This window comes from Streptomyces indicus, assembly GCF_900100315.1.
In the GTDB taxonomy this organism is placed as follows: domain Bacteria; phylum Actinomycetota; class Actinomycetes; order Streptomycetales; family Streptomycetaceae; genus Streptomyces; species Streptomyces indicus.
Genome location: NZ_FNFF01000001.1, coordinates 455,118 through 469,116, shown reverse-complemented (window position 1 = coordinate 469,116; position 13,999 = coordinate 455,118). Strand labels below are relative to the sequence as shown.

Annotated in this window: 11 protein-coding genes and 1 pseudogene; 7 read left to right on the top strand and 5 right to left on the bottom strand. The window is 71.4% G+C overall.

All coding sequences use genetic code 11. The features are described 5' to 3' along the window. Positions 1 to 67: 67 nt before the first annotated feature. The gene (locus BLT97_RS02110; RefSeq protein ID WP_093606897.1) at positions 68 to 1,072 is read right to left on the bottom strand and encodes a Ppx/GppA family phosphatase; all 1,005 of its coding nucleotides are present in this window, start codon (positions 1,070 to 1,072) and stop codon (positions 68 to 70) included. Between the two features lie 231 nt (positions 1,073 to 1,303). Here BLT97_RS02110 and BLT97_RS02105 point away from each other — a divergent pair, with 231 nt between their 5' ends. Continuing rightward, on the top strand, positions 1,304 to 3,112 hold the full coding sequence (locus BLT97_RS02105; protein ID WP_093606896.1) for a thiamine pyrophosphate-requiring protein: 1,809 nt from the start codon (positions 1,304 to 1,306) through the stop codon (positions 3,110 to 3,112). Positions 3,113 to 3,237: 125 nt separating this feature from the next. Here BLT97_RS02105 and BLT97_RS02100 read toward each other — a convergent pair whose 3' ends face one another. Beyond that, positions 3,238 to 4,506, bottom strand: a complete 1,269-nt coding sequence (locus tag BLT97_RS02100) for a cytochrome P450 (protein WP_245769093.1) — start codon at positions 4,504 to 4,506, stop codon at positions 3,238 to 3,240. A 159-nt stretch (positions 4,507 to 4,665) separates the two neighbouring features. Here BLT97_RS02100 and BLT97_RS02095 point away from each other — a divergent pair, with 159 nt between their 5' ends. Further along, positions 4,666 to 6,120 (top strand): glyceraldehyde-3-phosphate dehydrogenase, encoded by a 1,455-nt coding sequence (locus tag BLT97_RS02095; protein ID WP_093606894.1) that lies wholly within the window; start codon positions 4,666 to 4,668, stop codon positions 6,118 to 6,120. Between the two features lie 115 nt (positions 6,121 to 6,235). Here BLT97_RS02095 and BLT97_RS02090 read toward each other — a convergent pair whose 3' ends face one another. Continuing rightward, positions 6,236 to 7,765 (bottom strand): peptide MFS transporter, encoded by a 1,530-nt coding sequence (locus BLT97_RS02090; protein WP_093606893.1) that lies wholly within the window; start codon positions 7,763 to 7,765, stop codon positions 6,236 to 6,238. A gap of 371 nt (positions 7,766 to 8,136) precedes the next feature. On the opposite strand from BLT97_RS02090, the gene BLT97_RS02085 reads away from it, so the two are divergent. After that, positions 8,137 to 8,907, top strand: coding sequence for a YqjF family protein (locus BLT97_RS02085; protein ID WP_093606892.1), 771 nt, complete (start codon positions 8,137 to 8,139; stop codon positions 8,905 to 8,907). Positions 8,908 to 9,019: 112 nt separating this feature from the next. After that, positions 9,020 to 10,348, top strand: coding sequence for a glycoside hydrolase family 18 protein (locus BLT97_RS02080; protein WP_093606891.1), 1,329 nt, complete (start codon positions 9,020 to 9,022; stop codon positions 10,346 to 10,348). Positions 10,349 to 10,516: 168 nt separating this feature from the next. Here BLT97_RS02080 and BLT97_RS02075 read toward each other — a convergent pair whose 3' ends face one another. After that, positions 10,517 to 11,083: a DUF421 domain-containing protein gene (locus tag BLT97_RS02075; protein ID WP_093606890.1), complete on the bottom strand. Its 567-nt coding sequence runs from the start codon at positions 11,081 to 11,083 to the stop codon at positions 10,517 to 10,519. A 118-nt stretch (positions 11,084 to 11,201) separates the two neighbouring features. On the opposite strand from BLT97_RS02075, the gene BLT97_RS02070 reads away from it, so the two are divergent. The 3 genes from BLT97_RS02070 to BLT97_RS02060 are packed head-to-tail and all read left to right on the top strand — an operon-like array spanning position 11,202 to position 13,500. Beyond that, a complete protein-coding gene (locus tag BLT97_RS02070; RefSeq protein ID WP_093606889.1) occupies positions 11,202 to 11,894 on the top strand; it encodes an ABC transporter permease in 693 nt (230 codons plus the stop codon). Further along, entirely contained in the window at positions 11,891 to 12,568 is a 678-nt protein-coding gene (locus BLT97_RS02065) for an ABC transporter permease (protein WP_093606888.1), read from the top strand. The genes BLT97_RS02070 and BLT97_RS02065 overlap by 4 nt, the downstream gene beginning before the upstream one ends. Continuing rightward, the gene (locus tag BLT97_RS02060; protein ID WP_093606887.1) at positions 12,565 to 13,500 is read left to right on the top strand and encodes an ABC transporter substrate-binding protein; all 936 of its coding nucleotides are present in this window, start codon (positions 12,565 to 12,567) and stop codon (positions 13,498 to 13,500) included. Before BLT97_RS02065 ends, BLT97_RS02060 begins: the two co-directional genes overlap by 4 nt. A gap of 234 nt (positions 13,501 to 13,734) precedes the next feature. On the opposite strand, the pseudogene BLT97_RS39045 reads toward BLT97_RS02060, so the two are convergent. After that, a pseudogene (locus tag BLT97_RS39045) lies at positions 13,735 to 13,977 on the bottom strand (TMEM175 family protein); the annotation flags it as partial. Between the last annotated feature and the right edge of the window lie 22 nt (positions 13,978 to 13,999).

The following is a 13,999-nucleotide window of genomic DNA, read 5'->3' as shown; positions in this document are numbered from 1 at the left end:
GAGCGGACGCGTACGACCGGCACGCATCCGCTCTCGCGGCGGACCATCAACTACCCCTCCAGTGACCTCACTTGGGCAGCGCGAGCCGCAACTCCGACCGGCGCCGCGCCGGTTCGTCGAGCTCCAGGTCGGGCGCGGAAGGCCACCAGCTCGCGCCGTCCTCCATCAGGCGCAGCAGGATCCCCTCCCGGACGGCCCACGGGCAGATGGTGACCTTCGCGATCCCGGTCAGCTCCATGACCGTGTGCGCGACGAGCGCCCCCGCCAGGGACTGCGGGGCCCGCGCGGCCGAGATGCCGCGCAGCTTGGCCCGGCCGGACGAGGGCAGCGCGGCGAGCCGCTGGACCGCCTCGCCGAGGTCGTCGCGCCGCAGCTCACGCGGCGCGAACGGGCCGCGGCGGCCCGGCGGCGCTCCGCACAGGCGGGCCAGCTGCTGGAAGGTGCGGGAGGCCGCGATCGTCGTGCGCGGTCCCTCCCAGCGCACCCGCGCCGCCACATCGCGCAGCTGGTGGCGGATCGCCCGGCGCAGCGCCCGCAGCGCCTTCTTCGACGGCGGGTCCTCCCCGTCCAGGTACTCGCGCGTGAGCCGGCCCGCCTCGAGCGGCAGCGACACCGCGAAGTCCGGCAGCCGCCCGCGCCCCACGGCCACCTCGAGCGATCCGCCGCCGATGTCGAGCATGCCGAGCGGCCCGGCCCGCCAGCCCATCCACCGCCGGGCCCCGAGGAACGTCAGCTCCGCCTCCACCTCGCCCGGCAGCACATGCAGACGGACGCCGGTATCGTGGAGAACGGACTGCAGGACCTCGGAGCGGTTGGGTGCGTCCCGCACCACCGCCGTCGCGAAGGCGAACGGTTCCGGAGCGCCCCAGCGCACACTCTGCTCCCGCACCGAGGTGACCGCCTCGGTGAGCGCGGCCACCGCCGTGCGCGGTAACTCCCGGTCCTTGCCCAGCTGTTCGGCCAGGCGCAGCCGCACCTTCGCCGTGTGCACCGGCAGCGGTGCACCGCCCTCCACGTCCGCGACCATCAGCCGCACCGTGTTGGACCCCACGTCGATCACCCCGGTTCGCATGCCCCCACGGGTACCCGCGGCGGCGCGGAATAGGCCGGTCGCGCGTATGAGGACGGCGCTGCGGGGTAACCGGCGACGACGCACCCGGCAAGGACCAGCAGGGGCACGCGCGGGGACACCGCGCCGAGAGGCACCGCGAACCCCGGCGCACGCGGCAGCGGTTCCGCGCGCCCCGACCGTTCCGCGCGCCGCCGCACCTGACCCGCAGCCCCTCTCACGAAAGGTTCCGCCGTGTCCACGAAGGTCTCCGACCACATCCTGCAGCGCCTGCGCGCCTGGGACGTCGAGTATGTCTTCGCCTACCCGGGGGACGGCATCAACGGACTGCTCGCCGCCTGGGGACGTGCCGACAACAAGCCCGTGTTCATCCAGTCGCGGCACGAGGAGATGTCCGCGTTCGAGGCCGTCGGATACGCCAAGTTCACCGGCCGGGTCGGTGTGTGCGCGGCCACCTCGGGGCCCGGCGCCATCCACCTCCTCAACGGGCTCTACGACGCCAAGCTCGACCATGTGCCGGTCGTGGCGATCGTCGGGCAGACCAACCGCAGCGCGATGGGCGGCTCGTACCAGCAGGAAGTCGATCTGCACTCGCTCTTCAAGGATGTGGCGAGCGACTACTGCGAGGTCGTCAACGTGCCGCAGCAGCTGCCCAACGCCCTCGACCGGGCGCTGCGCACCGCCCGCGCCAAGCGCACCGTGACGGCCCTGATCATCCCGGCGGACGTCCAGGAACTCGAGTACGAGGCACCCGAGCACGCCTTCAAAATGGTGCCGTCCAGCCTCGGTGTGTCCCGGTACGCGCCGGTGCCCGCCGACGAGGACCTCGAGCGGGCCGCCGAGCTCCTGAACGCGGGCGAGAAGACCGCGATCCTCATCGGCCAGGGTGCGCGCGGGGCACGCGAACAGGTCATGGAGACGGCCGAGTTGCTCCAGGCCGGGGTCGCCAAGGCGCTGCTCGGCAAGGACGCGCTGCCGGACGACCTGCCGTATGTCACGGGCGCGATCGGACTGCTCGGCACCCGTCCCAGCTACGAGCTGATGCAGGAGTGCGACACCCTCCTCGTGATCGGTTCGAGCTTCCCGTACACCCAGTTCCTGCCGGAGTTCGGGCAGGCCCGCGCGGTGCAGATCGACATCGACCCGTTCATGGTCGGTCTGCGCTACCCCTTCGAGATCAACCTCGTCGGCGACGCACGCGAGACCCTCATCCGGCTGCTGCCGAAGCTCACCCCGAAGAAGCCGGGCAAGTGGCGCAGGAAGATCGAGAAGGACACGGCCCGCTGGTGGGAGGTGATGGAGCGGCGCGCCGCCGTCGAGGCCGATCCCGTCAACCCCGAGTACGTGGTGCACGCCCTCGACGCGCAGCTGCCCGAGGACGTGATCCTCACCGCCGACTCCGGCTCGGCGGCCAACTGGTACGCCCGCCACCTGCGGCTGCGCGGAGAGATGCGCGGCTCCCTGTCGGGCACGCTCGCGACCATGGGCTGCGGCGTCCCGTATGTGATCGGCGCGAAGTTCGCCCACCCTGACCGCCCCGCGATCGCCCTGGTCGGCGACGGGGCGATGCAGATGAACGGACTTGCCGAACTCATCACCGTCGCCAAGTACTGGGAGCAGTGGAGCGATCCGCGCCTGGTCGTCGCGGTGCTCAACAATCAGGATCTGAACCAGGTGACCTGGGAGATGCGGGCGATGACCGGTGCCCCGCAGTTCCTGCCCTCGCAGGCGCTCCCGGACGTGGCCTACGCCGACTTCGCCCGCTCCCTCGGTCTCGCGGGCGCACGGATCGAGAAGCCCGCCGACGTGGAGGGCGCCTGGCAGCACGCGCTCGCCGCCGACCGCCCGTACGTGCTCGACTTCCGCACCGACCCGGCCGTGCCGCCGATCCCGCCGCACGCCACCCTCGACCAGATCGAGGCGGCCGCCGTCTCCATCCTGAAGGGAGACAGCGACCGCACCGGGATGATCCGGCAGGGCTTCAAGGCGAAGGTCCAGGAGATGCTGCCCGGCTCACGGCACCGCGAGGGCGACGGGAAGTGAGCAGGACCTCGGTACGGGGACTGCCCCTGTACGGCGACTGCCCCTGTACGGGGATTGAGGCGGCCGTGAGCCCCGAGACTGCCCCTGTACGGGGATTGAGGCGGCCGTGAGCCCCGAGTGGCGCCTCAATCCCCGTACCGCACGTCCCCCAGGACGACCCCGCTCTTCGGCCGCGTGGGGATCCGCTCCAGCGGGATCCGCAGGTCCTGCGCGGGCATCCGGTACTCCAGCCGGGCCAGGCGCAGGGACAGCAGCCCGAGCAGCCGGACCGTGATGTCCTCGCCGGGGCAGCGGTGGCCGGCCGAGGCGTCGCCGCCGCCCTGCGGGATCAGCTCGTCGCGCTCCGGCGTACGGCCGGTGAAGCGCCCGGGGTCGAAGTCGTCCGGGCGCACCCAGAGCTCCGCGTCGTGGTCGTGGCCGTACAGGTCGAGCAGCACGAGCGTGCCCGCCTCGATGGGCTCACCGCGGTGGTGCAGCTCCTCCTGGGCCACGCCCGCGACGAACGGCGCGAAGGGATAGTGCCGCCGCACTTCGTGCGCGAAGGCCCGCGCGTACTCCTCGCCGCCTTCGCGCAGCAGCCGCTTCTGGTCCGGCCACTCGTGCAGCGCGTGCCCGGCGAAGGCGACGAACCAGCTGATCGCCACGGTCGGGCGCAGGATGTTGAGCAGTTCGACCGCGGTGGTGTGCGTGTCGATGAGCAGGCCGTCGGCGCCTTGGTGGTGGACCACGGCGTCCAGCACCGATCCGGGGTCGGCCTTGCGTTCGCCGGTACGGATCCGGGTGACGAGCCGCATCAGGCCCTGCTCGGCGCGGCGGCGGGCCCGCCGGGCCCGGATGTGGCGCGGCCCTGCGGTCGCGAAGCCGTCCACCATGGCCACGAGGTCGCGGGTCACGTCGTCCACCCGCGAGGCGTCGAGCGGGAGCCCGGCCCACCGGCACACGGCCCGGGTCAGCAGCCGGGCGCTCTCGTCGAACAGGACCACGCGGCGGCCGTCGGTCCACTGCTCGGCCGCGGTGTCCCAGGCCGCGCCCACGGTCGAGGCCAGCGCCTCGACCCGGTCGGGATCCTTGAGCAGGTCCACGAACATCGCCTTGCGCACCTGGTGGTCCCGGCCGTCCAGGGTGTGCACGGCACCGTGCCCGAACAGTGTGGAGAGCACCGGGCCCGGCAGCGCGTCGTGCCGCTCGATGCGGGGCTCCTCGTAGAAGAAGCGCACCGCCTCGGGGCCGCGCACGGCCACCGCGGGCCGTCCCATCAGGCGCGTACGCACCATCGGGCCGTCCGTCTGCTCCCACTGCGCGGGCAGCCAGCGGTAGCCGTCGGCAAGCAGCGGCAGGGTCTGGTCGGGCTCGCGGACCCGCATCGGGTTCTTCAGGAGTCGTAGTGCGTTCATGCCACTCGTAGTGACCCCCGTACGCACGGCGAAACGTCACGGAAGCCGCACATATACAGGAGCCGGGCAGTCCACGGAGTGAGATGACCCACCCCTTCACCCTCCTGAACAGGGGGGAGTTAGCATATGAGCGCCGCCTAGCTCGAAAGCGAAATCCCTGTGACTGTCAACGACGACTCGTTCACCAACTGGAAGCACCGCGAGGAGATCGCGGAGTCGATGATCCCGCTCATCGGGAAGCTGCACCGCGAGCGGGACGTGACCGTCCTGCTGCACAGCCGCTCCCTGGTGAACAAGTCGGTGGTCTCCCTCCTGAAGACCCACCGCTTCGTGCGTCAGATAGCCGGCGAGGAGCTCTCGGTCACCGAGACGCTGCCCTTCCTCCAGGCCCTGACCACGCTGGACCTCGGCCCCTCGCAGATCGACATCGGCCGCCTGGCCGAGGAGTACCGGGCCGACAACCGCGGCCTGAGCGTCGAGCAGTTCACCGCCGAGGCGGTGGCCGGCGCCACCGGCGCCAACAAGATCGAGTGCCGTGAGGGCCGCGACGTCGTGCTCTACGGCTTCGGCCGCATCGGCCGCCTCGTCGCCCGCCTCCTGATCGAGAAGTCCGGCTCCGGCAACGGTCTGCGCCTGCGCGCCATCGTGGTCCGCGGCGGCGGTGGCCGGGCCGCCGACGACCTCGTCAAGCGCGCCTCGCTGCTCCGCCGCGACTCGATCCACGGCCAGTTCCAGGGCACGATCACCGTCGACGAGGCGAACAGCACGATCACCGCCAACGGCAACGAGATCAAGGTGATCTACGCGAACGACCCCTCCGAGGTCGACTACACCGCGTACGGCATCAAGGACGCCATCCTCATCGACAACACCGGCAAGTGGCGCGACCGCGAGGGCCTCTCGCAGCACCTGCGTCCCGGCGTCGACAAGGTCGTCCTGACCGCCCCCGGCAAGGGCGACGTCCCGAACATCGTGCACGGCGTCAACCACGACAGCCTCAAGCCGGACGAGCAGATCATCTCCTGCGCCTCCTGCACCACCAACGCGATCGTCCCGCCGCTCAAGGCGATGGACGACGAGTACGGGGTCCTGCGCGGCCACGTGGAGACGGTCCACTCGTTCACCAACGACCAGAACCTCCTGGACAACTACCACAAGGCCGACCGCCGCGGCCGCTCCGCGCCGCTCAACATGGTGATCACCGAGACCGGTGCCGCCTCGGCCGTCTCCAAGGCGCTGCCCGACCTCAAGGCGCACATCACCGGCTCCTCGATCCGCGTGCCCGTGCCGGACGTGTCGATCGCGATCCTGAACCTGCAGCTGGCCCGCGAGACCACCCGCGAGGAGGTCCTCGACCACCTGCGCGAGGTCTCGCTGACCTCGCCGCTGCGCCGCCAGATCGACTTCATCTCCACGCCGGACGCGGTCTCCAGCGACTTCATCGGCTCGCGCCACGCCTCGATCGTGGACGCCGGCGCCACCAAGGTCGAGGGCGACAACGCGATCCTCTACCTCTGGTACGACAACGAGTTCGGCTACTCGTGCCAGGTGATCCGGGTCGTGCAGCACGTCTCGGGCGTCGAGTACCCGACGTACCCGGCTCCGGCCGTCTGATCTGTCTGATCCGTCTGATCCGTCTGGTCCGTCCGATCCGTACGGACAGGGAGGGCCGTCGCACCCGCGGGTGCGACGGCCCTTCGCCGTGCTGCCCGTTGCCGTCCGGGCAGGGTCAGTTGATGCCGCCCATCAGGCGCTGCACCCGCCCGCGGCACACCCAGATGGCGAGGCCCGCGACCACCGCCACGGCGGCCTCGGCGCCCACCACGCCCCGGCTGTCCAGGTTCACCCCGTAGGTGCTGAGCAGCGACATGATCGAGTCGCCCGCGGTGGCCGCGAGGAAGAACGCGCCCATCATCTGCGAGGCGTACTTCGCCGGCGACATCTTGGTCGTCAGGGACAGGCCCACCGGCGACAGGCACAGCTCGCCGACCGTCTGCACGAAGTAGATCGCCACGAGCCACATCGCCGCGGCCTTGTGACCGCCGGCCGCGGTGGTCATCGGGATCAGGAACACGAAGAACGAGATCCCCGCGAGCACCAGGCCCCAGACGAACTTCACGATGGTGCTCGGCTCCTTGCCGCGGCGGTTCAGCCACAGCCACGCGCTCGCGACCACCGGGGCGAGCGCCATGATCAGGACCGGGTTCACCGACTGGTACCAGGAGACGGGGAACTCCCAGCCGAGCACGCTGTTCTGCGCCGAGTCGCCGGCGAAGGTGGCCATCGTGTACGAGCCCTGGTCGTAGATCGCCCAGAACACGGTCGCGGCCACGAAGAACCAGATGTAGCCGGACATCCGCGACTGCTCGATCCTGGTCAGGGAGCGGTCCCGCTTGATGCGGACGAAGAGCAGCACGGGGACGAGGATCCCGAGCGCGGCCAGCGGCACGGTCAGCCACTTCTCGGTGATGGTGCCTGCCGTCCCGACGACGAGGTACAGCGCCGCGGCACAGGCCAGCGCGAGCAGCGACTTGACCGTCACGCTGCGGCGCTCGGCGGCGCTCAGCGGCTTGGGCACCACGTTCGAGGCCGCGCTGAGATGGCGGGTGCCGAGCAGGAACTGGACGAGGCCGAGGCCCATGCCGACCGCCGCGAGCGCGAAGCCGAGGTGCCAGCTGACGGTCTCGCCGACGGTGCCGATGGCCAGCGGCGCGAGCAGACCGCCGAGGTTGATGCCCATGTAGAACACCGTGAAGCCGCCGTCGCGGCGCGGGTCGTCCGGGCCGTCGTAGAGATGCCCGACCATCGTCGAGATGTTGGCCTTGAGCAGGCCCGAGCCGATCGCGACCAGCGCGAGTCCGGCGAAGAACGTGGGGGCGCCCGGCACGGCGAGCAGCAGATGGCCCGCCATGATGGCCACGGCCGCGATGGTGACGGTTCTGCGGGGACCCCAGACCCGGTCGCCGAACCAGCCGCCGGGCAGCGTCAGGAGGTAGACCAGGCCGGAGTAGAGCGCGAAGATCGCGGCCTCGCTCGCGAGGGTCATCCCGAGCCCGCCGCCCTGCATGCCCTTAGCGGCGTCCGCGCCGCCGGAGATCAGGTACAGCGGGAGCAGCGCGCGCATGCCGTAGAAGCTGAAGCGCTCCCACATCTCGGTCATGAAGAGCGTGGCAAGTCCGCGCGGGTGGCCGAAGAAGGTCTTGCCGCCGGGTCGGTGCTCCGGGGCGGGTGCGGGGGCCAGGGGCAGGCTGGTCGCCATGGGGCGTTCCTCGAGGGGTCGAGGCGCGCGCAGAGCCGTCGCGCGCCCGGGTGGGTGGCCGGCACCGCCGTCCGGTCCCGCTTCCCGATGCCGGGGGATGCGCGGGTCCGTGTCCGACGGGATCCACGCCCGCGACGCGCCCTTGCACCGCGGACCCGGCCTACAGGTCAGTCACTGCTTTCCACTGTGACGGCCCTGTGAGCAGGGCTTAAGAGCCCTTTGTCCATACGCGGAACATAAGGGCATCGGCCGAAAGTACGGGCGCCCCGGCCGGGTCCGCGCCGACGCCGCGTCCGACTGCGGCCCGCGCCGGAGGCGCCCGAGCGCGGCCCGCCCGGCACCGCGGCCGGCCGGTCTGCGACCCTGCCCGGGTGACGTACACGCCCGCCCGCCCCGAGCCGATCAGCGCCGACCCGCCCGGCCACCCGGCCCGCGCCCTGCTCACCCAGTCCTGGCTCGACCTCGCGTTCGTGCACTGGGCGGCCGACCCCGCCCAGGTCGCGCCGCTGCTGCCCGCGGGCACCGTCCCCGACACGCTGGACGGACTCACGTACGTCGGGCTCGTGGCCTTCCGTATGCACCGCGTCGGCTGGTTCCGGCTGCCCGGCGTCCCGTACCTCGGGTCCTTCCCCGAGACCAACGTGCGCCTGTACTCGGTGGACGAGCGCGGCCGGCGCGGCGTGGTCTTCCGCAGCCTCGACGCCTCGCGGCTGATCCCGGTGACGGTCGGCCGTGCGGCCTTCGGGCTGCCCTACCTCTGGTCGAAGATGTCCGTCCGCAGGGACGGCGACGCGGTCGCGTACGAGAGCCGCCGGCGGTGGCCCGGTCCGCGGGGCGCGAGCAGCCGCGTCGCGCTGCGGATCGGCGCCCCGGTCGAGGAGCCGAGCGAGCTCGAGCACTTCCTCACCGCACGCTGGGGCCTGCACAGCGCCTTCTTCGGCGGGGCCACCCGCTACCTGCCCAACCGCCACCCGCGCTGGCCGCTGCACCGCGCCGAACTGCTCGTATGCGAAGAGGAGTTGATCGAGGCGGCCGGGCTGCCGCGTCCCGTCGGACCGCCGGTCAGTGTGCTGTGGTCCCCGGGCGTTCCGGTCGAGTTCGGGCGCCCCGGACGCGGTCCCGCGGGCATCCCCACCCCCTGACGTTGCGCACGCACCCTTGACCCCGCATGGTCCAGACCAATAACTTCGGCGGGCCGACTCCCGTCGGCAGCAGGCCAGTTGGTCCTCGTCCGTCGACCAGGAATGAGCCTCCATGCGCCGAAGACTGCTTCCCCAGGCGGCCGCCGCCGTCTGCCTCGTCGCCCTGCTCGCCCCGTTCGCCCAGGCCCAGGAGAGCAGCCGCGGCGATGCTCAGGGCGAGCGCGGCCGCACCGCCCTCAAGCGCGTCGGCTACTTCACCCAGTGGGGGGTGTACGGCCGCGACTTCCAGGTCCAGGACCTGGACCGCAGCGGCGCCGCTGCCCGCCTCACCCACATCAACTACGCCTTCGGCAACGTCAGTCCGGAAGGCAAGTGCTTCCTGAACCCCGTGCCCGGCGAGTCCGACCCCTGGGCCGACTACCAGCGCCCGCTCGACGCGGAGAACTCCGTGGACGGCGTCGCCGACACCGACACCCAGGCGCTCGCCGGCAACTTCAACCAGCTCAAGGAACTCAAGGCCAAGCACCCCGGCCTGAAGGTGATGATCTCGCTCGGCGGCTGGTCCTGGTCCACGCACTTCTCCGACGCGGTGCGAACTCCCGAGTCCCGCAAGGCCCTTGTGTCCTCCTGCGTCGACCTCTACCTGAAGGGCAACCTGCCCAAGGACGGGGTGCGCGGCGGCGAGGGCGCGGCGGCCGGGGTGTTCGACGGCGTCGACCTCGACTGGGAGTGGCCCGGCTCCGAGGGCGATGTGGACACCGTGTTCCGGCCCGAGGACAAGCAGAACTTCACCGCGCTCGTCGCCGAGTTCCGCGCCCAGCTCGACGCGCTCGGCAGGAAGAACCGCAAGCACTACGACCTCTCCGCCTTCGTGCCCACCGCCGAGTCGAAGATCGACGCCGGCTTCGAGGTGAAGAAGATCATGCGGGACCTGGACTTCGTGACCCTCCAGGGTTACGACTTCCACGTCAGCGGCGAGAAGACCACGGCCCAGCAGTCCGCGCTGTTCGCGAAGGACGACTTCAGCGTGCACGGCACGGTGCAGGCCTGGCTCGAACGCGGCGCGCCCGCCCGCAAGTTGGTGGTCGGCATGCCCTTCTACGGACAGGGCTGGACCGGGGTCGGCGGCGGCGGGGACGGCCTCGGGCAGCCCGCCACCGGGCCCGCGCCCGCCAAGTGGGCCAACGGGTACGCCGATTACAAGGAGCTGAAGGCGCTCGCCGCCTCGGGCACGTACAAGCTCCACCGCAATCTGCGCGAAGGCCACGCCTGGCTCTTCGACGGCAGCACGCTGTGGACCTACGACGACCCGGCCGTGCTCGCCCAGAAGTCCCTGTATGTGAAGGCCCGCGGCCTCGGCGGCGCGATGTTCTGGTCGCTCGACGGGGACACCGAAGACGGCGAACTGATCCGCACCGTGGACCGCGCCCTCGGGCGCTGACCGCACCACGGCGCCCCGTGGCGCCGGCCTGAGACACCGCACCCCGGGGCGCTGCGAAGACCCCGCGCCCCGGGGTGCGGGACCACAGGCGGCGAGCCGGCCGGAACCTTCACGCCCGCGGGACCACACACGACGGGAGACGGCCGGCCCCTCACGCCCCCGGGCTCCTCACCGGCCCTCCGCGCGCCCCAGCTGCTCCCGCAGCAGAGCGAGCTCGGCCCGCAGCTGCGCGATGTCGTTCTTGTCGGCCGCCTGGTCCCCGTCCCGCAGCGTCACCAGCAGCGTGCCGCCAGGCTCCAGACTCACCGTGGTCGTCTCCGCGACGTCGTCACCGCCCTGCCGGCGCACCGCCACATCGAGGTCGGCCGTCCGCAGTCCGTAGCGCCGCACCGGCCCCGCCAGCCACCGCCCGTCCCGCGCGAGCTCCACCGGCGTGCCCTCCAGGAGCCGCCCGAGCCGGTCGGAGGCCTGCGCCGCCCGCACCATCGCCGCGTTCACCACCATCAGGACCGCGGCCCCGAAGGCGGCCCCCGTCACCGAATCGTCGGGCCCGATCACGGCGTTCTGCACCACGTTCGACAGCAGCAGCATCACGACCAGGTCGAAGGTGTTGAGCTGCGCGAGGTCCCGTTTCCCGGCGAACCTGAGCAGCACGAGCACGATGAGGTACACCGCGACCGTCCGCAGCGCCTTCTCGCCGTACGGAATCCCCGCATCCACCAGGTCGTGCCACACATCCGCTCCTCGGTCGTCCCCCGGCGGCGCGGTCCGCCGGCACGGGTCCCGCCGACTGTGGCACCCGTACGGGCCCCCACAGCGGGCCGCCACGCGGAGTGCGGCCTTGAATGGACAGGTGACCGCGCCCCAGGTGACCGCCCCGGACGACTGTCTGGCGCGCAACGAGTGGATCTGCGGCAAGTACCTGACCACCCGCAGCGAGATCCTCATGGACGCGGTGCTCCAGCATCTGGAGATCACCGCCGTGTCCGTGCTGATCGGCCTGGTGCTCGCCGTCCCGCTGGCCGTGGCCGCCCGCCGCTGGAACTGGGCGGCGGGACCCGTGCTCGGCCTGACGACCGTGCTCTACACGATCCCCTCGCTCGCGATGTTCTCGCTGCTGCTCCCGGTGTACGGGCTCTCCGCGGCGCTCGTCGTCGCCGGACTCGTGCTCTACTCGCTGACCCTCCTGGTCCGCAACATCCTGGCCGGTCTGCGCGCCGTGCCCGAGGAGACCCGGCAGGCCGCACGCGGCATGGGATACGGGCCGATCCGCCTGCTGCTCACCGTCGAACTGCCGCTCGCCGTACCGGCCGCCATGGCGGGTCTGCGCATCGCCACCGTCTCGGCCGTCTCCCTCGTCACGGTCGGCGCGATCGTCGGCTACGGAGGGCTCGGCAACCTCATCTACGCCGGCATGAACACGTACTTCAAGGCGCAGGTCCTCACCGCGTCCGTGCTCTGCGTGGTGATCGCGATCGCCGCGGATCTGCTGCTGCTCGGGGTGCAGCGCCTGCTCACGCCCTGGCAGAGAGGGGCGCGCGGATGAAGACGCTGAGCGACGCCTGGGACTGGCTCACCGACCCCGCCCACTGGTCGGGCGGCGACGGCGTCTGGCACCGTCTGACCGAGCATCTGCTGCTCACCGTGGTCTGCCTGGTGATCAGCTGTCTGATCGCGCTGCCCGTCGCGCTGGTCCTCGGCCACCTCGGCAAGGGCGGGGCGCTCGCCGTGAACATCTCCAACGTCGGCCGCGCGGTGCCCACCTTCGCCGTCCTGGTCCTGCTGCTCCTGACCCCGATCGGCAAATGGGGCCAGGGGCCGACCATCGTCGCGCTCGTCCTCTTCGCCGTACCGCCACTGCTCACCAACGCCTACGTCGGCATGCGCGAGGTGGACCGCAGCGTCGTGCAGGCCGCTCGCGGGATGGGCATGACGGGCTCGCAGATGCTGTGGCGGGTGGAACTGCCGCTCGCGCTCCCGATGATCCTCAACGGCGTACGGATCGCCGCGGTGCAGCTGGTCGCCACCGCCACCATCGCGGCGCTCGCGGGCGGCGGCGGACTCGGCCGCATCATCACCGCGGGCTTCAACCTCGCCTCCACGGCCCAGGTGGTGGCGGGCGCCGTCCTGGTGGCGGCCTTCGCCCTGATCGTCGAAGGGCTCTTCGAACTCGCCGAACGCCTCGCCCCGGGCTGGGCGCGGGGGAGGAGCGCGGCATGAGACGGATCGCGGCCGGCTGTGTACTCGTGGCGCTGCTCGCGGGCTGCACCACCGGGCCCTCCCTGGAGAACCAGGGCGAGGTCACCGCTCCGCCCGGCGACAGCAAGTCCCTGACCATCGGCTCGGCCGGGTTCACGGAGAGCGACCTGCTCGCGCAGATGTACGCGAAGCTCCTCTCCGCGGCTGGATACAAGACCACGCTCCTGACGGTCGCCAACCGCGAACTGTACGAACCGGCCCTGGAATCCGGCCAGATCGACGTCGTCCCCGAATACGCGGCCACCTTCGCGGACTGGCTGAACGCCAAGGCCAACGGAGCCGACGCACCCCCGGTCGGCTCACCCGACCTCGACGCCACGATGAAGGCGCTGCGAGACCTCGCCACCCCCCGCGGCCTCACGGTCCTCGACCCGGGCAAGGCGGTCGACCAGAACGCCTTCGCGGTCACCTCCGCGTATGCCAAGCAGCACAACCTCAAGACCCTCTCCGACCTCGGCCGCTCCGGCCTGAAGGTCCGCCTCGCCGCGGGCGACGAATGCGTCAAACGCCCTTACTGCAAGCCGGGGTTGGAGAAGACGTACGGGATCAACATCACCGCCGTCGACCCGAAGGGCGTCGGCACCACGCAGGCGAAGAAGGCCGTCCAGAGCGGCCAGGACCAGATGGTGCTCACCACGAGCACGGACGCCACACTCGGCGAGTTCGGCCTGGTCCTGCTCGCCGACGACAAGAAGCTCCAGAACGCCGACTACATCGTCCCCGTCGTCAACCGCTCACGGGCCGGCAGCGAGAAGGTCGCCGCGGCACTCGGCCGCCTCAACACGGTCCTCACCACCGCGGACCTGGCCTCGATGAACCAACAGGTGGACAGCTGGCGCCGGTTGCCGGAGGACGTGGCGGAGACGTATCTGAAGGAGAAGGGGCTGCTCTAGGTCTGGCGCGTGGGCGCGTGCGTGTCCCGCAGGATCCGGCCTGTGACCCCGGACCACCCCGCGCCCGAGCCGATCGCTGATGGGCCCGGCCTGCACGTCGGGATGGCGCCAGACCACTGCGGCGATCGCCAGATGCAGACCGACGGTGCAGGTGATGACGCCCGCGTACAGGGCAACGGCCAGGGGCTCGGTGCGGTATTCGGCCAGCAGGGCGGTGGGGAAGGGCAGCAGCGCGATGGCTCCGAGGGAGGCGAGGGTGAGCCGCAGGAGGGCGGGGTCCACCCGGCGCACGTGCCGGAACAGCTTGCGGTGGTCGCGCCAGAACGTCGCCAGGATGTAGAAGCTGAACAGGTACGCGGCCACTTGCGGTCACAGGTGGGCGACCGCGTGCCGCGAGCCCGCACCGTCCAGGCCGCCGGGCACCTCCACGTCGAGGACCAGGAGCGTCGTGGCGATCGCATAGATCCCGTCCGACAGAGCGATCAGCCGGTCCGGGCTG

Excerpts from the sequence above, each read along its gene's own strand:
- BLT97_RS02090 (WP_093606893.1), bottom strand. The coding sequence starts at position 7,765 with ATGGCGACCAGCCTGCCCCTGGCCCCCGCACCCGCCCCGGAGCACCGA.
- BLT97_RS02100 (WP_245769093.1), bottom strand. The coding sequence starts at position 4,506 with ATGAACGCACTACGACTCCTGAAGAACCCGATGCGGGTCCGCGAGCCC.
- BLT97_RS02065 (WP_093606888.1), top strand. The coding sequence starts at position 11,891 with ATGAAGACGCTGAGCGACGCCTGGGACTGGCTCACCGACCCCGCCCAC.
- BLT97_RS02060 (WP_093606887.1), top strand. The coding sequence starts at position 12,565 with ATGAGACGGATCGCGGCCGGCTGTGTACTCGTGGCGCTGCTCGCGGGC.
- BLT97_RS02080 (WP_093606891.1), top strand. The coding sequence starts at position 9,020 with ATGCGCCGAAGACTGCTTCCCCAGGCGGCCGCCGCCGTCTGCCTCGTC.
- BLT97_RS02110 (WP_093606897.1), bottom strand. The coding sequence starts at position 1,072 with ATGCGAACCGGGGTGATCGACGTGGGGTCCAACACGGTGCGGCTGATG.